Source organism: Kordia sp., assembly GCF_050633145.1.
GTDB lineage: Bacteria > Bacteroidota > Bacteroidia > Flavobacteriales > Flavobacteriaceae > Kordia.
Map to the genome: position 1 here is coordinate 1 of NZ_JBOEFY010000006.1, position 17,133 is coordinate 17,133.

General features: G+C 32.4%; 20 protein-coding genes. 9 read left to right on the forward strand and 11 right to left on the reverse strand.

Annotation, left to right across the window (positions count from 1 at the left end):
* The 6 genes from ACRBBL_RS04250 to ACRBBL_RS04275 all read right to left on the reverse strand — a co-directional run.
* Positions 1-2,214: S41 family peptidase (locus tag ACRBBL_RS04250; protein WP_431367776.1), on the reverse strand; the 2,214-nt coding region annotated here is incomplete at its 3' end.
* Between the two features lie 177 nt (positions 2,215-2,391).
* Complete coding sequence (locus ACRBBL_RS04255) at positions 2,392-3,066, reverse strand: hypothetical protein (protein ID WP_431367777.1); 675 nt, start codon at positions 3,064-3,066, stop codon at positions 2,392-2,394.
* A gap of 18 nt (positions 3,067-3,084) precedes the next feature.
* Complete coding sequence (locus tag ACRBBL_RS04260) at positions 3,085-3,456, reverse strand: hypothetical protein (RefSeq protein WP_431367778.1); 372 nt, start codon at positions 3,454-3,456, stop codon at positions 3,085-3,087.
* Positions 3,457-3,559: 103 nt separating this feature from the next.
* Complete coding sequence (locus ACRBBL_RS04265) at positions 3,560-4,717, reverse strand: trans-sulfuration enzyme family protein (RefSeq protein ID WP_431367779.1); 1,158 nt, start codon at positions 4,715-4,717, stop codon at positions 3,560-3,562.
* Positions 4,718-4,801: 84 nt separating this feature from the next.
* On the reverse strand, positions 4,802-6,211 hold the full coding sequence (locus tag ACRBBL_RS04270; protein ID WP_431367780.1) for an MATE family efflux transporter: 1,410 nt from the start codon (positions 6,209-6,211) through the stop codon (positions 4,802-4,804).
* A 316-nt stretch (positions 6,212-6,527) separates the two neighbouring features.
* Complete coding sequence (locus tag ACRBBL_RS04275; protein WP_431367895.1) at positions 6,528-7,016, reverse strand: glutathione peroxidase; 489 nt, start codon at positions 7,014-7,016, stop codon at positions 6,528-6,530.
* A 276-nt stretch (positions 7,017-7,292) separates the two neighbouring features.
* Between ACRBBL_RS04275 and ACRBBL_RS04280 the strand changes: the two genes are divergently transcribed.
* Positions 7,293-7,778: a hypothetical protein gene (locus tag ACRBBL_RS04280; protein WP_431367781.1), complete on the forward strand. Its 486-nt coding sequence runs from the start codon at positions 7,293-7,295 to the stop codon at positions 7,776-7,778.
* 9 nt (positions 7,779-7,787) lie between these two features.
* On the opposite strand, the gene ACRBBL_RS04285 is transcribed toward ACRBBL_RS04280, so the two are convergent.
* Positions 7,788-8,474 carry an RluA family pseudouridine synthase gene (locus tag ACRBBL_RS04285; RefSeq protein WP_431367782.1) on the reverse strand — a complete coding sequence of 229 codons (687 nt, stop codon included), beginning with the start codon at positions 8,472-8,474 and terminating at the stop codon, positions 7,788-7,790.
* Positions 8,475-8,519: 45 nt separating this feature from the next.
* Positions 8,520-10,475, reverse strand: coding sequence for a YgiQ family radical SAM protein (locus ACRBBL_RS04290; protein ID WP_431367783.1), 1,956 nt, complete (start codon positions 10,473-10,475; stop codon positions 8,520-8,522).
* Positions 10,476-10,655: 180 nt separating this feature from the next.
* On the opposite strand from ACRBBL_RS04290, the gene ACRBBL_RS04295 reads away from it, so the two are divergent.
* The 6 genes from ACRBBL_RS04295 (at position 10,656) to ACRBBL_RS04320 (ending at position 13,901) form a co-directional block, all read left to right on the forward strand.
* On the forward strand, positions 10,656-11,243 hold the full coding sequence (locus tag ACRBBL_RS04295; RefSeq protein WP_431367784.1) for a CHAP domain-containing protein: 588 nt from the start codon (positions 10,656-10,658) through the stop codon (positions 11,241-11,243).
* A 10-nt stretch (positions 11,244-11,253) separates the two neighbouring features.
* Positions 11,254-11,595 carry a hypothetical protein gene (locus tag ACRBBL_RS04300; RefSeq protein ID WP_431367785.1) on the forward strand — a complete coding sequence of 114 codons (342 nt, stop codon included), beginning with the start codon at positions 11,254-11,256 and terminating at the stop codon, positions 11,593-11,595.
* A gap of 108 nt (positions 11,596-11,703) precedes the next feature.
* On the forward strand, positions 11,704-12,129 hold the full coding sequence (locus ACRBBL_RS04305; protein WP_431367786.1) for a MarR family winged helix-turn-helix transcriptional regulator: 426 nt from the start codon (positions 11,704-11,706) through the stop codon (positions 12,127-12,129).
* A gap of 67 nt (positions 12,130-12,196) precedes the next feature.
* Complete coding sequence (locus ACRBBL_RS04310; protein WP_431367787.1) at positions 12,197-12,835, forward strand: isochorismatase family protein; 639 nt, start codon at positions 12,197-12,199, stop codon at positions 12,833-12,835.
* Between the two features lie 6 nt (positions 12,836-12,841).
* Positions 12,842-13,672, forward strand: a complete 831-nt coding sequence (locus ACRBBL_RS04315) for a pirin family protein (protein ID WP_431367788.1) — start codon at positions 12,842-12,844, stop codon at positions 13,670-13,672.
* Positions 13,673-13,706: 34 nt separating this feature from the next.
* Positions 13,707-13,901: a hypothetical protein gene (locus ACRBBL_RS04320; protein WP_431367789.1), complete on the forward strand. Its 195-nt coding sequence runs from the start codon at positions 13,707-13,709 to the stop codon at positions 13,899-13,901.
* A 31-nt stretch (positions 13,902-13,932) separates the two neighbouring features.
* Here ACRBBL_RS04320 and ACRBBL_RS04325 read toward each other — a convergent pair whose 3' ends face one another.
* From ACRBBL_RS04325 to ACRBBL_RS04335, 3 genes are all read right to left on the reverse strand, one after another.
* Positions 13,933-14,109, reverse strand: coding sequence for a hypothetical protein (locus tag ACRBBL_RS04325; protein ID WP_431367790.1), 177 nt, complete (start codon positions 14,107-14,109; stop codon positions 13,933-13,935).
* 136 nt (positions 14,110-14,245) lie between these two features.
* Entirely contained in the window at positions 14,246-14,431 is a 186-nt protein-coding gene (locus ACRBBL_RS04330) for a hypothetical protein (RefSeq protein ID WP_431367791.1), read from the reverse strand.
* Positions 14,432-14,528: 97 nt separating this feature from the next.
* Positions 14,529-14,726, reverse strand: a complete 198-nt coding sequence (locus ACRBBL_RS04335) for a hypothetical protein (protein WP_431367792.1) — start codon at positions 14,724-14,726, stop codon at positions 14,529-14,531.
* 302 nt (positions 14,727-15,028) lie between these two features.
* On the opposite strand from ACRBBL_RS04335, the gene ACRBBL_RS04340 reads away from it, so the two are divergent.
* Both ACRBBL_RS04340 and ACRBBL_RS04345 read left to right on the forward strand, forming a co-directional pair.
* Positions 15,029-16,669 (forward strand): helix-turn-helix domain-containing protein, encoded by a 1,641-nt coding sequence (locus ACRBBL_RS04340; RefSeq protein ID WP_431367793.1) that lies wholly within the window; start codon positions 15,029-15,031, stop codon positions 16,667-16,669.
* Positions 16,670-16,798: 129 nt separating this feature from the next.
* Entirely contained in the window at positions 16,799-16,969 is a 171-nt protein-coding gene (locus ACRBBL_RS04345) for a hypothetical protein (RefSeq protein ID WP_431367794.1), read from the forward strand.
* Positions 16,970-17,133 lie beyond the last annotated feature (164 nt).

A 17,133-nucleotide genomic window follows, 5' to 3' on the forward strand; every position in this document is an offset into this window, starting at 1 on the left:
CTCGTTACGTATAATTTGAATTGCTTTATCGAGCACTTCGTCTCTTCCTTCTTTTATTCCCTTGATAGTTGGTTTTACTTCCACATCTGGAATAATTCCGATACGTTGCGTTTCTTCTCCATCAGGATAATACACACCAATACCTGAAATCCCTGTACGCAATCCGCCTGGCAAGTATATATAAGAAACATTCCCATCAGCACCAGCTGTAGTACTTCCCACAATAGTGGTATTGTCACCTGCACGAAAAGCCATTGCCGTAAATTCAGATCGACTTTGCGATCTTTCATTTACTAACACTACCAATTTGCCTTTGTACGTTTCTGCATCTCTTGGAATTTCTAACTTTCGGGTCATTACAAATTCACCCGGATTTTTATAATTCATTCGTGTAAACTTTACAAAATCTGTAGGTTTCGACACAAAATAAGAACCTAAAGAATATGGGACAAACGTAGCAGGATAATTGCGAATGTCAATAATGATTCCTTTAGTATTTTTAAAGAGTTTTTTTATCTCTGGCACATCTAGTTCTTCAATAACTTCAAGTGTTACATATCCAATATCTTTTCTTAATAATTTATAAGATTGTGTAGCAACTTTTTTGTAAACATTAAGTTCCTTAAAAGGATATAAAGGAAGTGCATGCTGTTGCGTTTTTCCGTCTGAAATATACGTAATTGCTATTTCTCTATCAGATGAACGTAATATATTTCTCGCAATATTTCGATCTTTCGTAGGCTCATTAGAAGCAGGATTGTAGTTGTACTGTTCTTCTTTTAATTGTGCTACAGTTTTACCATTAATATGAGTAATAACATCGCCTACTTTTACTTTTGAAACTTCTTTGTGTTCTGGATTGTAATATCTAACAACTACCAATTTATTTTCTACAAACGATACCTTAAATGGCGCTGTATTCGCTCCGATCATTGCTTCAAATTTATCATCACCGCTATATAAATTTGCATGTGTATCTTGTACATCTCCAATAATGTGAAGTGCGGCTATTTCAAATTCAAGTTCGGTTGAAGCATTGATAAATTTTGGAATGTATTCTTTTAAAACCCTGCTCCAATCTTTGTCTGTTAACTCCTTATATGGAAAATAATAATGTATCATATTCCAATAACGATACAAGGTCAATAAGCGAAAACCTGCATCTGGATAATTCATATCCGCATACTTTTTTTCGTTAATAAATTCTGGGTTTTCAATCCTTGGTGTTAATTTTACATAATAGTGCCTTCTTTGAAAACGATTCTTGTAAATGTATCTTAGTTTTGCTCGTACACTCGAACCAATATTCAATTCATCCATCCAAGCCATGTCTGGTTTTAAAATTGCCTTTTCATCTGTTTCTTTACAGTTTGTACACTTCTCAACGGTTCCTAGCTTTTCTATCCAACTAATTAGCACTTTATCTCTTTTTCCTTTTGAATTGGCTTTTAAAAACTTCGGTAGCACTCTAAACAATTCATAATCCCAATTGTAGTTTCCTTTTCCTATTTCTGGGTGATGATACTTTAAGAATCCCCAAATTTTCCCTAAAACTTCCAAATCATTAATCTTTGCTTCGGTCAATGCTGGAAATGTAATTTTAGAACCTTCATCAAATTCAGTATCTAATCGTGCTTTATATACTTTTTCTTTGGCTTTTTCGAGTGTTTGCACATCTTTCCCATCAATAGTTACTACAAAATCGTCAAACCATGCTACTCCTTCTCCTGAAAGGATACCAGCTACATAAATTTGTTCAGCATCTTCTGGATACTTTAAGGTAACTGTATATTCTCCCCAATCTTTAGTACCTTCAATTTTTCGCTTTTTCATATTGTCAAACGCTAAAACCTCACCATTTCCGTCTATACGTAATAACAAACCTGCATAGCCTTTTACATCTTGTATTTTCATATACCCAGTAAGCTTTATAGTAATTCCTCTATAATTCGCTGGAATTTTATACGTAATACAGCCGAAAGAGTCTTTTTCTCCATTAGAAACTACCTTTCCTGCATACGCGCCCGAATGTGCTATTGCTTCTTTTGTTACAGTATATTTTCCCCATTTAAACCATCCATCAGGTAAACTTTCTCCCGAATCATTCTTCTCAAAATTAAGATTGAATTTTGCTGTATTAGTAGCATTTTGAGCTGTTGTGTATTCTTGACAATAAATAAATAGCAATAGAAATACGAAAAAAGTGTTCTTCATAATCTGTAGTATATGTAATTTTTGGTTTGTGTAATTGTTTTTTTTGTGAGGGAACGACGAATATACTTAAAAATATGAAAATGCCTTTGGAATCAACACTGTTTTATTATGTTTTCAATACTATTGAAACGACACGTTTGTAGTATATATTCAGTGAAATTGAAAACTCTAACTGCTTTACTTCTTTAACGTATTCCACTCGTCTATTGAAAGTATATTAGAAAGTTCTAAAATCACGCTGCTTCCATCCTCAAAATTCTTCTCAGAACGTATCATACCTATATTTTTTGCATAGTGTATAATTTGATTGAATTTAAAACTTTCTTTTGTAGAAACCAATGTTGTTTTATATTCATCTGTAAATTTTAAAACATCATAGGTTTTCGAATTCACAGTCAATTTTTCTTTATCTGCAAATGTGCGCTTTTTTTGAAATAAAATTTCTCCATAATCTTCATCTATCATTGTAGAAGAATACATATAGGGTTTATCCGTTTTCCACAAATATACAGCTGTTTCAATCGGCTTGCGAACAAGTTTTCCCGGTTCTCCTCTTTTATTTCTTTGAATATAGGTTACAAATTTTTCCATTTGAAAACCTGTGTCGGTACGCTTTTCTTGAAAAAATTCAAATTGAAAAAAATGTGAATCAAAAGCTTCTGTAACAAACGTACTATCTGTTGGATTGTAAGTCAATTTCCAATATTGCGTTTTTGATGGATCTTCTTTACATGTATACGTGTAAACTTTACTTTCGGTAAGTTCTTTCACAGGGAAATAATACTCCTCAGCATTTTCGCTAGAAAATATAAATGACACTAAAATGACTGTGATGAGCTGTATGTATTTCATAAATTATGATTGAACGAATTAATTATTTACAAGTGTAGCCTTCGCAATAAAATCTCCATCCAAACTTTGAAGACGATAAAATGTTCCTGCGCCTCTACTCGCTTTTTGTATTCCTGAAGTATCTTTAGGAACTATTGTTTTGACTAAGATTCCCGTAGCTTTTCCTGTTTTAGGTGTATAAGTATCTCCTGTATAATCAATATCAATGCCTAATATTTGTGGAGTTTTGGTGTTTGAAATTTTTCCCATGATCGTAATTTTTTGTCCCACATATGCTTCAAGATTAGCTATAGAAGTTAACACACTTGTCTTTTCAGATTTTTCACCTACTGAATTACAACCTATTGCAAAAAAAATACAGATTAAAAATAAGTGTATATACTTTTTCATGAATTCGGTTTTAAATCTTTAAAATACAGAAAATATTTTATTTATGTTCAAAAAAAACCTCAACCAGTTACGATTGAGGTTTTTAGATATAGAGAATATGTTTTTATTTCTTTTTAGACTTTTTAATCGCCTGATTCAAATCAGAAATGATATCTTTTCGATCTTCAATTCCGACTGAAAAACGAATGAGTCCATCCGCAATTCCTTGCTTTTTGCGTTCTTCTGGTGTTAGCAATGCATGTGAAGCTGTTGCTGGTCTTAACACAGTACTTTCTACACCTGCCAAACTCATAGATGGTTTGATTAGTTTGAGGGATTTGAAAAATTTAGAAACATCATATTTAGGTTTTAATTCAAAAGACATCATTCCGCCAAAACCAGACATTTGCGATGTTGCCAATTCATAGTCTTCATGCGACTTTAAACCTGGATAGTATACTTTTACAACCGCTTCATGCTTTTCTAGATAGTTTGCGAGTTTTAATGCGTTTTTATTCTGCGCTGCAACCCGAATTCCCAAGGTTTTCATGCTTCTTTCCAACATCCAAACGGTAAAGTCACTTAAGCTTCCTCCAAGGTTTTTTCCTAGTTGAAAAATACGGTTTATATGTTCTGCGGAAGCGGCAACAGCACCAGCCAAAATATCACTATGTCCGCCAAAATACTTCGTTGCACTATGTATCATAATGTCAATTCCCATAGCACCAGGCAACTGATTTACTGGAGTTGCAAAGGTATTATCGATCATAGAAACCAAGTTGTGTTTTTTGGCAAGTTTGGCAACCTTTCTGATGTCTGTAATCTTCAACAACGGATTGGAAGGTGTTTCTATATAAATGACTTTGGTGTTTTTTCTAATTTCCTTTTTGAAATCTTTTATGTCTAAACTTTTCGTGAATGAATATTCGATTCCGTATTTATCAAATTCTTCCAATACCAAATTCATCGTTCCTCCATACAAAGCATTTTGCAATACAATATGATCGCCTTTTTGTAAAAACGCCAATAAACTCGTACTCACTGCTGCCATTCCACTTCCAAAAATCATGGCAGCTTCTGTATGTTCTAACGTAGCAATTTTTTTGGTTAGTGCTTCTTGATTTGGCGTATTAAAATATCGCGGATAACGCTTTACATCTACATCATCAAAAGCATACGAACTGCTTAAATAGATTGGCGAAATAGCTCCTTTAAATTGTGTATCTTTTACTTCTCCTGTATGTGTGCAAACTGTATTGAGACCTAATTTTTTATTTTTCACAGGTTTAAATTTTATTAATTATGAATGTTCGTTTTGCATCATAATTTTCGTTGCTCCTAATTTACAAAACTGCGCAATATAAACCTAGACTTTAACAGTCTTCCATTTTCCTCTTTTGAAAAGAAACATTCCTACAATGGCGATTAAAACTTGTGCAGCAGTAATTGCCCAAAATACACCTTTTGGACCCAATTCTAAACTGATTGCCATGAAATATGCAAAAGGCAACTGAAATAACCAGAAACAAAATAGATTAATATACGTTGGTGTTGTAGTGTCTCCTGCTCCATTGAACGATTGTATCACGACCATTCCGTATCCATAAAAGATATAACCTGCCGCAATGATTTGTAAACACAAAGCTCCGTTTTCGATCACAATTGTTTCATCTGTAAAAAAACCAATGATTTCTTTCGCAAATACTAAGTAAACAATAGAAACAATTCCCATAAACCACGCATTGTATTTTCCTGTTTTCCAAACAGATACTTCTGCTCTTTCCGGTTGCTTTGCGCCTAAGTTTTGTCCCACTAAAGTGGCTGCTGCATTACTCATTCCCCAACAAGGCAATAAGGTAAACATTACGACACGAATGGCGATTGTATATCCTGCTAAAACATCACTTCCAAATTCAGACATGATACGCATTAAGACAATCCAGCTTGAAGTTGCAATAATCAATTGTACAATTCCGCCCAGCGAAATTTTTAAAAGATCGATCATTATTGCAGTGCGCAATACCAAATCTTTAAACTTAATTTTAATAGTACTCCAACCGTAAAACAGTATAAACAACTGAAATAGAACAGCACTTCCACGTCCAATAGTTGTAGCAATTGCAGCTCCTTCTACTCCAAAAGCAGGAATGGGTCCGAAACCAAAAATAAATAGTGGATCGAGAATAATGTTTAATACATTAGATAAAATAAGTGCTTTCATGGCTACAGAAGCATCTCCAGCTCCTCTAAAAATGGCATTGATTAAGAAGAGTAACATAATAGTTATGTTTCCTCCTAACAGAATTTGCGTATAGCCAAAACCTTCTTCAATGAGTTCAGGTTCGCCGCCCATGAGCCCTAAAATTTCTTTTGGATAAATGATTCCGATGACACTCACAATACTCGCGATGAATACACCTAAAAAGATGGCTTGCACAGCTACTTTAGAAGCTCCATCTGGGTCTTTTTCGCCAATTCTACGCGCAACTAAAGCAGTCGCAGCCATACTCACACCTATAGCAACAGCATATACTAGTGTTACTACAGATTCTGTTAGTCCGATCGTTGCAACCGCATTGGTGCTAACTTGTGAAACGAAAGCAATATCTACAATGGCAAATATCGATTCCATCACCATTTCGAGAATCATTGGAATGGCAAGCATAAAAATTGCTTTTCGAATGCTTCCAGTAGTAAAATCGTTTTGTTTGCCTTTTATAGCGTCTTTAAAATTAGAGTATAGTTGTTTGATTGATAATTTATGGTCTTGTGACATGTTGTAATTTTATATATTGAAATGTAGCAACCTCAAGAAGATTGGGCTACTTAAAAGGGTCGAAGTACATCGACAGGTTCCGAATATATACTACTTACAGTTCCATAATGACACAAATATCGCTTTTTTTTCCGAATCTCCAAATTCTTTTAAAAAAGCGATATGTAAGTTTTTTTAGTTTATTATTACAAAATATCAGTTCGAGTATTATCGTAGATACCGAGTGTAACTCACGAGAACTCTTTGAAATATATAGCCATCTCGACTGCGCTCGATGTGACAATAATTCTTAAACTGACATATTGAAAAACTTATACTATTGTCCTTCAATCCAAGCTAAAACAGCTTCATCGTTTGGTAAGGTTTTTGGCGAAATTACTTTTTCCAATTCACCATTTTCGTTTACTAAATACTTCTGAAAGTTCCAAGCTACCTCAGAATCTTCCAATCCGTTCTGTGATTTTTGTGTTAAGAATTGATACACTGAATCCATGTCGTCTCCTTTTACAGAAATTTTACTCATCATTGGAAATGTGACATTAAATTTTGTTGTACAGAATGCTGCAATTTGCTGATTGCTTCCTGGTTCTTGCGCACCAAAGTTGTTTGCTGGAAAACCAACAATGGTAAAGTTTTTATCTTTATATACATCGTACACTTCTTGTAATTGCTCGTATTGTGGTGTTAATCCACATTCGGAAGCAGTGTTTACAATCATTACTTTTTTTCCTTTTAAATCGGCTAATTTAAAATCGTTTCCAGCAATATCTTTTACTGTAAATTGATGAATTGATCCTTTTTCCATAGTCTTTTCAGGTGTTGTTTTTGTTGCTATTTTTTCCTTTGTAGTTTCTTGAGTAGAAGCGGTTTCTTTTGCTTTTTCTTTCGGTTTCGATGTACAACTTACAGCACACACAACCAATAATAGCATGAATATTCTCATGAGGTTTTTAGTTTTATGTAAAAATACGAAAGTATTTAATTAGATATTGAATACTTCTATCACTTTACAGAAGAATCTTGTGATATTTATTTTTATGGTTAGAAAGTATTTGGTTAACTTTAGAATTAAATCGCCATTATGAAAACAGAACATTATATAACGGTAGCCAGTCTTATAGTTACTATTTTTCTTTTTTATATAGGACAGCGAAATCAGTTAAAGACGTTAGCAAAGCAAATTCAAACTCAGACAGAAGAAAATAAAGTACAGCATTTGTATTCTTTTCAAAATTCTTTTTGGCAAAAACAACTTGAACTGTATGTAAACACTACTACAGCTGCTGCTGAACTCACTCAGTTTGAATTAAATTCAGAATCCTATAAAAAGAGTCGTGAAACTTTTTACACCTATTTTTGGGGACCAATGTCTATTGTAGAAGATACAGACGTAAAAAAAGCGATGGAAAACTTTTCTAGTGCTTTGCGTGATTATGAAGAAAATACTTCTAAAAAATCTTTAGACCATTTAAAAAGACAATCCTACTTACTGGCAAAAACCTGTAGAAGCTCATCTATTACACGATGGGAATTAAAAGATTTTAAATTAGAATCTGATGAAAATTAGTTGAAAAGTTTAGATAGATTTAAATCTCCAAAAATCATGATTAGGCAAAGGCGCTTCGTAAGTTAGTGTTTCTTTTGTGCCAGATACTTCAAAGGTTAATTTCCAAGCATGAAGGCAAATGCATAGTGGCGCATATGTTGCATCCGATCCGTATTTTTCATCTCCAATAATAGGAAGTCCTATGTTCGATAATTGCGCTCGTATTTGATGGAATCTACCTGTTTTAGGCCTAACTTCTAACAGATATCCGAAATCATTTTTATCGATCACTTTATAGGAAAGCATACAATTCTGCGTGTCTTTTGATTTCGATTGAACAATCTCTGCTCTTTTTTCTTTGTTATTTTTTATGAGAAAGTTTACTAAGTTTCCTTTGTTCTTAGCGGGTTTGTTTTTAACAACTGCTAAATACGTTTTTTGAACTTTACGGGAACTAAATAGATTATTAAATTCGACTAGAATGCTTTTTTTCTTGGCAATAATCAATACGCCACTTGTCACACGATCTAATCGATGAATGATTCCGACGTATGGTTTCCGTTTACTTTTTAAAAGGTGATTAAAAACTTGTGTTTCAATAGTGATAGCCTCGTACGGACTTTGTTCAGTTATGAGTCCAGCAGCTTTGTTTACAACTAAATAATCGTTGTTTTCATGTATAACTTCAAGCGTAGGCATTCCTAATTTTCTTTTCAAATTTCAAAATAGTAGACACATTTAAAATAAAAACAAGCTTATAATTTAACGTCGCTTCTTTCTTGGTTTATGTTTCTTTTTACGACGTGAAGAATGCTTTGAAGGAACCGCATCATCAAAGGTGTTTTTTACAGCTTTAGGCTTAATACTTTTCCAAGAACTGTTTTCTTTTTCGGGCACTAACGCTTCTACCAAATCTTTTCTACCAAGTTTGTTCAACGTTTTTGTAATCCAACCTTTATTTTCCTTTTTATACCAAAAGAAGAAACGATGCTGTTCTTCCTTTTCTTTTCTAGATTTTGGAGTTTTGGTTGGTTTTAGTGTATATGGATGATATCCGCTATAATAAATAACCGTTGCAACCGTCATCGGCGTTGGAGTAAAACCTTGTACTTGCTCTAACTGAAAGCCCATTTCCTTTGTTTCCGCAGCTAAGTTTGCCATATCTTCTACTTCGCAAGCTGGATGATTTGAAATAAAATAAGGAATTAACTGAAGTTTCAATTTCTTCTTTACGTTAATTCTATCAAAACGTTCTTTAAACTTATGAAAATATTGAAATGAAGGTTTTCGCATCAACTTTAAAACAGGATCAGATGTATGCTCTGGAGCTACTTTTAAACGTCCAGAAACATGTTTTGTCATCACTTCTTCTGTGTAATCATCTAATTCTTTTGGATCTGCGTTCTTATTGAATTCTGGAACCAACATATCATGACGAATTCCACTTCCAATAAATGATTTTTTTATTTTAGGATGCTTATCTACAGCTTGATATAACTTTGTTAACGGTTTGTGAGATGTATCTAAATTACTACAAATCACAGGTGAAATACATGAAGGCGCTACACATTTATCGCAAATGGATTGTATCTTCCCTTTCATCTTATACATATTGGCAGATGGTCCACCAATATCTGACAAATAACCTTTAAAATCGGGCATGTTTGCAACTTTATCTACTTCTCTTAATATGGATTCTTCACTACGACTTGCAATAAATTTTCCTTGATGTGCAGATATCGTACAAAAACTACAACCTCCAAAACAACCACGATGTATGTTTATAGAAGTCTTAATCATTTCAAACGCAGGAATTGGTCCACGCTTATTATATTTTGGATGTGGTAAACGTGTGTACGGCAGATCGAAAGAGGCATCAATTTCCTTTTCTGTCATTGTAGGATATGGTGGATTTATCACCAATGTCTTGTTGTTTACCTCTTGAAAAATTCGTCTTGCTTTAAGCTTGTTCGATTCTTGCTCTATGATTTTAAAGTTAGAGGCAAACTTCTTTTTATCCTTTAAACAAACTTCATGTGATTGAATTTCGACATCGTCCCAATTTTTATTTTTAGGAATGGTTTCATCTTTGTTTACAAAAAAAGCGGTTTGCTGTATGGTTCTTAAACTTGAAAAAGGCACTCCTTTTTGCAATAACTTTACAACTTCTCGCAAAGGCTGTTCGCCCATACCATACACCAACATATCTGCTTTAGAAGTTTCTAAAATACTTGGCATTAGTTTATCGCTCCAATAATCGTAGTGTGTTACACGACGTAGCGAAGCTTCAATTCCTCCTATTAAAACAGGAACATTTGGAAATTTATCTTTTAAGATATTTGAATACACCGATGTGGCGTAATCTGGTCGAAATCCTTTATCACCATTTGGTGTATAGGCATCTTTATCTCTACGCTTTTTACTTGCCGTATAATTACTTACCATTGGATCCATACAACCACCTGTAACTCCAAAAAATAATTTTGGTGTTCCTAGTTTTGTAAAATCTTGCAAATCATCGGTTACACTTGGTTGTGGAACAATGGCAACTTTTAGTCCATAACTTTCCAAAATACGACCAATAACAGCTGGTCCAAATGAAGGATGATCTACATAAGCGTCTCCACTAAATAGAATAACATCTAATTCTTCCCAACCTCGAATTTTTACTTCTCTGTTCGTTGTTGGTAACCAATCTGAAAGTTTATTTGTTTGCATATCGGTGCAAAGATACGGTTAATTTAGTTTTACAACTCAATACTAAAATTCATCTTCTCAAATTTGTTGCATAATTGATTTAGAGTTTTAAAAAATAGAAGGAAAATATTTTCATACAGTTTCTATTTTCACTCCTTTTGTTATTACTTTAGATGAAATGAGAATTAACTATTTTTCAGCATGAAACGAAAACTCCTTATTATATCACTTTTGCTCATATTTTGTGTTGGCATAATGAAGTTATCGTTACATGTAAACATGAATCCATTTAGAACAGTTGGTGAAGAATTAGATTCTTTCAACAATGTTTCAGTCTATTATAATGGCGCAGTGAACAACGTGGAGAAACGAAATGTAACCAAAGACGGTTATAATTTAGGATTGCAATATCAATGTGTAGAGTACATAAAACGTTATTATTACGAACATTTAAATCATAAAATGCCTAATAGTTACGGGCATGCAAAAGATTTCTTCAATTCAACTGTAAAAGATGGAAAACTGAATACACAAAGAAATTTGATTCAGTACACAAATGGAAGTATTTCTAAACCAGAAACTCACGATATTTTAGTGTTTCAAGCTTCTTGGTATAATTCATTTGGACATGTAGCAATTGTTACAGAAGTCACAGAAAATTCAGTTACTATAATTCAACAGAACGCTGGTCCATTTAGCAGTACACGTGTTTCTTATGATTTGATTCTAGAAGATAATTCTTGGGAAATTTTAGATAATAAAATTGTTGGTTGGTTGCGAAAAGAATAATTTTACAGCAATGAAAACTAAATACCTAGAAGAGTTTAGACATAAAACAAAATCCGAACTTGTTTCTATCATTAACCATTCAGCTCAGTATAATGGTTATGAATTGGAAGCTGCGCATGAATTATTAAGAAAGAAGACTGCTACTTTTTCTGAATATAAAACATTAACAGGCGGGAAAAGTGATACTAACGACAGTTCTCCTAGTGCATTCTTAAATGTATTAAAATGGATAGGAATCATTCTTTTCTTTCCAGTTTCATTAGTAATTATTGGTTATTACAAAAATAAAAAAGCTAAAAAAGAATACTACGCAAACAATCGCCCGCATAGCGAGCGGAATAATTCATTTTAGATAAGATTCTTGTTGATTTAGACTAACCATAAAAACTTGTAAGTACTTCTCTAACTTGTATAGTTAATAATATTTTTTATATTTGCATAGGAAAATATTACCTATACAATGAAAAACAACAAAAACGTATATCAAAATGTTGCTGTAGAATTACTAACAACTCATAGTTGGTACATGCATCAATTGAAAACAGTTTTGAAACCCTACGATATTTCTCCAGCGCAATATAATATTTTAAGAATATTAAATGGTGCCGAAAATACGCCTGTATCTGCTTCATATTTAAAAGAACATGTTATTGATAAAGGAAGTAATATTACACGATTAATTGACAAAATGGAAATTAAGAACTGGGTTACACGTTGTCTTTGTGAAACAAATAGAAGACAGATGGATATTGATATTACTGCTGATGGTATAAGCGTATTACGTGAAGCAACGAAAGAAATCAATGAACTTATTAAAGTCCTCTACTCTATTACAGAAGAAGAAGCTGAATTAATTTCAAAAATTTTAATAAAAATTAGGAGTTAAAAAAATTTGATTAAATATTCTCCTATGCAAATATTACCTATACAATTATAATCATAAAATTAATATCATGAGTACAAACAACAGATTTACAGAGTTTTTAACAAAAGAAAATGCAGTACTAACCTTAATAGACCATCAAACTGGTTTGTTGGCAAGTGTTAGAGACATTGATCCGCTCCTACTTCAAAACAATTTAAAAGCATTGGCAACAATGGCTAAAGTAGCTGGAATACCCGTAATTATAACAACAAGTATGGCAGATGGTCCAAATGGTCCATTTTGGCAAGAAATAGTAGATATCGTACCAAACGCAACTATTGTTGACAGGCCAGGGGAAATAAATGCTTGGGATAATCCAGATTTTAAAGCAGCGATTGACAAAACAGGAAGAAAGAAAGTAATTATGGCAGGTATTGTAACAGATGTGTGTTTATTATTTCCAGCAATTTCAGCAGTACGTGATGGTTATGATCCGTATGCCGTAATTGATGCTTCTGGGACTTGGAATAAAATGGTACAGGATGTTACTACGCATCGTTTATCGCAAGCTGGTGCAAAAGTTTCAACTTGGGCTTCTGTAAATGCTGAATTAATGCACGATTGGAGAGATGAAAAATCTATGGAATTAGGTGGTGTTTTAGGTCAGTTTACGTCTTACGGATGGATTTACGAAAGTTATTTATCTTCCGTAAAACAACGAAAATAAACGAAAATGAAACGAAGGCATTTTCTAAAATTGAGTTCAACCATTGGAGTTCTATTAGGAGCTTCTGGTTGGACTTTAGCAAACATTTTTAATTCAAAAAATTCATCTAAAATGAAATTACATATAAAATCAAAACAGGAGCAACATAGTGTTTCACTTTTTGGTGGTCGTCTCCTTGAGAATAAGCCTTTATCTGGAGCGCCGGTATATTCCAATCTTATCTATTGGGCTAATTTAGAAGCCGTTGAAGAAGGAGCATTTCCAATGCATCCACATGAAGGTATCGAAATACTCACGTTTATTTTTGAAGGTGGATTGGAACATTATGATACTGCTACTAATAAATGGACTCCTTTACCTTCTGATGGTGTACAACATATCCAAGCTGGAAGTGGTTTACAACATTCAGAAAAGTATTGGAAAGGATCAAGAGCTTTTCAAATATGGTTTGACCCAGATTTTAGTAAATCATTGCATAAAACACCGTATTATAAGGATTATCAAGCAACTGATTTTCAATGGGAGCGCAAAAATGATTTTGAAGTAAAATCTTATGTAGGACAAGATGCGCCTATACAAACTGATGCTCCAGATATTTCTGCAAAACGATATAAATTACCAAAAGGAAATCACAGTATAGAGCTGGATAAAAATAGCTTTTCATCTTTATATTTAATGGAAGGTGGAATTGATATTGAAGGAAATGAAATACTAAAAGATAGTTTTACAAAAATAAGTGGTATCGAAAGAATTCACTTTAATGCAATTGTAAATAGTGAACTCTTCATATTACAATCTCCAATTAAAATCAATTATAAAAAAATTACGGATAGATAGAATGACCACAAATAAAGAACCCAAAAGATGGAAGATGGCAATCATAATTTGGATTGCCATTGTTCCTTTAATTTTTACTATTATGCCGTTTTTTAAACCAAGATTAGTAGCATTAGGATTGCATACAATTGTATCAGAATTACTTTTAACAACCGTTTTAGTACTCTTAATGGTTTATATAGCGCAACCATTACTTATGAAACTATTTAAGAACTGGTTAGATAAATAACTATAAGTACGCATAAAAATAGCAAGTGGTTTTACCTTCCTGGCTCGCAACATACATGATCTCCATCATCTTGAAACAAACAAAAAAGAGCAAGATTTACAAAACAATCACACTGATCTGGATCATTACAATTTTTATAACCTCCATTAATTGTTTTTTGTTCAGCTTTACTTAAAACTTTCCCAATACTTAAAAGTTGTTTTTTCATGAGTAAATAAATTTAAAATTATTTCCACAATGAACAATTAAAGACACTCATTGCTTGTGTCTATTTTTTTAAAATTCATTTTAGATTGCAATCATACTTAAAACCTTCTCTTTAATGGAGAAGGTTTTTATTCTATTTAGAATGGAAAAATGTCATCACATAATAAGATGTAATTACATGTTCCAATAACACGTCTGTAATAGCATCCTACTGGCGGTGCAGGTAACTGTGTTGGTATACATGGATCGGGCGCTCCTCCACTAATTGCTTTTTGTTCCGTTTTGCTTAAAGCTTTTCCAATACTTAAAATTTGCTTTTTCATGATTATAGTAGGTTTGAAATTATTGCTACAACGAACATTTAAAGACGTCCATTGTTTCCGTCTGTTTTTTTAGGAAATGATTGAGTTATCTTCTCGTTTAGATCGCAAAAATATCATTGCATATTAAAATGTAAGTACATGGTCTGATGCGTCTGTAGTAACATCCTTCTGGTGGTGGAGCTAATTGTGGTTCTTCACATGGAACTAATGGTCCTGGACTCACTGCACCACCATTAATTGCTTTTTGTTCCGTTTTACTTAAAGCTTTTCCAATACTTAAGATTTGTTTTTTCATGATTAAATAGGTTTAAAAATTAGTAGTTATCAAAACATTTGATCTAACAAATCAACACTCTAGAAAATGATTTTGCAATTTAAAAAAGCCCATATTCATGAATATAGAGTAATATAAAAGCTAGAAATAGTATTCTATTTAAACCCTGCTCCTAGTTTACGCCTAAAACTTTATATTTATATTTTGAATGAAATCAAAACCAATACCTACCAATGTGTTTTTATAATTTTAGTACGCTAAAAACTGACTTAACTATCCCGATTCTTAAGAAAACTCTATTTCAATTTATTTTTTTTCAATTCATGTTTTTTGCTGTTTTTGGGTATGGACAAGAGAAAATTGATGCGTTTCAACAAAAAACATTTAAGGAATTATATACGCTTATTAAACAATCTAAGACTGTCAATGAAAAAGAATTTTATACGAATGTATATGTAAAGAAAGCTAAAGAAGAAGCTAATACGAATGAGTTGATTAAAGCATATTATACATTATCTCGCATACACGGAAACAATGAAAAAACAGTATTGTATTCAGACAGTATTGTAGGCTTAACTGAAGCAAATGGAAATAAAGAATATCCTGCAAAAGCATATCAAAGAAAAGGAAATTACTATTATACAATAAGAGATTATAAAAATGCAATAGACAATTATCTCGTTTTTGATTCTTTAGCTAGAAAGTATAATTATAAAAAGAATATTTTTTACTCAAACTTAAACATTGGGAATTTAAAAAGACAAATTGAAGACTTTGACAAGGCGTTGAATTTATATCGAGAAAACTTTTCTTATACTCAAAAGGAGCAAGCTTCCACAAGCAATCGCAACCATTTAGCTTCTATTATTTCGTTAGCGAATGTGTTTAATGATTTACATAGTGTTGACTCTGCAACGCATTACAATTTGCTCGGAGTTAAGGAATCACTTAGATTAAAAAACAAATTTTATTTTGCGCTGTTTGCGCTGAATCAAGGTGTAACTCATTATTATACTAAAGAATATATAATTGCAATTGACAGCATAGAGAAGCATATTCCCTATTTTGAAAAAGAAAAACACCTCGAAGAACTTTCATTTGCGTATTTCTATCTTGGGAAGATTTATGTCGAGATAAATAATGAAGAAAAAGCGATTGGATATTTTAAAAAAGTAGATACTATTTTTCAAAAAACAAAAACTCTATATCCAACCATCAGAGAAGCGTATAAACATCTTAACAAGTATTATAAAAAACAAAAAGATTCACTACATCAAATAACGTATTTGACTCAAATTCATAGAATTGACAATACTTTAGATTCTATCAAAACATATTTAAACAGTGAAATAACTGAGAAATATGACATTCCAAAACGAATAGAACCTTTGCGTTCAAAAATAGAATTACAAAAAAGTGTTTTTAAAAAGACTGTTATAGTACTATCTGTACTCATTGGAATTTTATTGATTGCTTTTGGTATTCAATTTAAAAAAAGACGCCAGTACAAAAAACGCTTTCAGGAAATTCTTTCCAAAGAAAAAGAACTCAATAGCGAAACTAGAAATGTTGTAAAAGAAACAGATCCTACAACTATAAATGTTCCTGATAAAATAATACAAGAGATTTTATTAAAACTGGAAGTTTTTGAAGAAAACAATGCATTTACTGCTAATGGTATTACATTACATTCTTTAGCAAAAAAGCTGAATACAAATGCTAGTTACTTATCTAAAGTAATCAATCATTATAAAAAAACTTCGTTTACAAACTACCTTAGTAAGTTAAGAATAGAATATACGATAGAAGCGCTTCAAACAAACCCAACATATCGAAAATATACAGTGAAAGCTATTGCTGAAGAAGTAGGTTTTAATAACGTCCAATCTTTTGTGAAAGCATTTTATAATACCAAAGGGATTAAACCTTCTTTTTTTATTAGAGAATTAAAAAAGTTAAGTTGAATCCTAGTTTTGTATTTCTTAAAATTAGCACATATTCATGAATATGTGCTAATTTAAAACCTTATGATATTTTTTAACATCATGAATTACATACTTTTAATTTAGAAACCTATTTTAAAACTAATCAACATGAAAAATAGCAAATTAGACCTCAACAAAATCACCATCGTTCAATTGACAGATTCTTCAAAAATTAAAGGTGGCGCTGTGATAACATATACGCCCTGTTCTCCAATACCAACTAACTCTTGCAATACAGCGTCTGTACTTACAGAAGATGAAGACCCTGGAGATATATAAGATCCTTGTGAAGTTTCTGTTTTATAATTGCACGTGAATGTGATCGTCATGACGAACTGCATGACAACCGTGAAAACGTATTTTGGAATTCGTTAAATTCATCCGCGCTTTAAGGTGTGGCTCAATGAAAATCTTTTTGACTTTTGAGAAAGCTGTAAATTTTT

What these genes read in the sequence shown, in the direction of transcription:
- ACRBBL_RS04290 (WP_431367783.1), bottom strand. Translation starts at nt 10,475, where the DNA reads ATGCAAACAAATAAACTTTCAGATTGGTTACCAACAACGAACAGAGAA.
- ACRBBL_RS04295 (WP_431367784.1), top strand. Translation starts at nt 10,656, where the DNA reads ATGAAACGAAAACTCCTTATTATATCACTTTTGCTCATATTTTGTGTT.
- ACRBBL_RS04255 (WP_431367777.1), bottom strand. Translation starts at nt 3,066, where the DNA reads ATGAAATACATACAGCTCATCACAGTCATTTTAGTGTCATTTATATTT.
- ACRBBL_RS04275 (WP_431367895.1), bottom strand. Translation starts at nt 7,016, where the DNA reads ATGGAAAAAGGATCAATTCATCAATTTACAGTAAAAGATATTGCTGGA.
- ACRBBL_RS04280 (WP_431367781.1), top strand. Translation starts at nt 7,293, where the DNA reads ATGAAAACAGAACATTATATAACGGTAGCCAGTCTTATAGTTACTATT.
- ACRBBL_RS04300 (WP_431367785.1), top strand. Translation starts at nt 11,254, where the DNA reads ATGAAAACTAAATACCTAGAAGAGTTTAGACATAAAACAAAATCCGAA.
- ACRBBL_RS04325 (WP_431367790.1), bottom strand. Translation starts at nt 14,109, where the DNA reads ATGAAAAAACAACTTTTAAGTATTGGGAAAGTTTTAAGTAAAGCTGAA.
- ACRBBL_RS04260 (WP_431367778.1), bottom strand. Translation starts at nt 3,456, where the DNA reads ATGAAAAAGTATATACACTTATTTTTAATCTGTATTTTTTTTGCAATA.
- ACRBBL_RS04340 (WP_431367793.1), top strand. Translation starts at nt 15,029, where the DNA reads ATGTTTTTTGCTGTTTTTGGGTATGGACAAGAGAAAATTGATGCGTTT.
- ACRBBL_RS04315 (WP_431367788.1), top strand. Translation starts at nt 12,842, where the DNA reads ATGAAACGAAGGCATTTTCTAAAATTGAGTTCAACCATTGGAGTTCTA.
- ACRBBL_RS04310 (WP_431367787.1), top strand. Translation starts at nt 12,197, where the DNA reads ATGAGTACAAACAACAGATTTACAGAGTTTTTAACAAAAGAAAATGCA.
- ACRBBL_RS04330 (WP_431367791.1), bottom strand. Translation starts at nt 14,431, where the DNA reads ATGAAAAAGCAAATTTTAAGTATTGGAAAAGCTTTAAGCAAAACGGAA.
- ACRBBL_RS04320 (WP_431367789.1), top strand. Translation starts at nt 13,707, where the DNA reads ATGGCAATCATAATTTGGATTGCCATTGTTCCTTTAATTTTTACTATT.
- ACRBBL_RS04345 (WP_431367794.1), top strand. Translation starts at nt 16,799, where the DNA reads ATGAAAAATAGCAAATTAGACCTCAACAAAATCACCATCGTTCAATTG.
- ACRBBL_RS04305 (WP_431367786.1), top strand. Translation starts at nt 11,704, where the DNA reads ATGAAAAACAACAAAAACGTATATCAAAATGTTGCTGTAGAATTACTA.
- ACRBBL_RS04335 (WP_431367792.1), bottom strand. Translation starts at nt 14,726, where the DNA reads ATGAAAAAACAAATCTTAAGTATTGGAAAAGCTTTAAGTAAAACGGAA.
- ACRBBL_RS04270 (WP_431367780.1), bottom strand. Translation starts at nt 6,211, where the DNA reads ATGTCACAAGACCATAAATTATCAATCAAACAACTATACTCTAATTTT.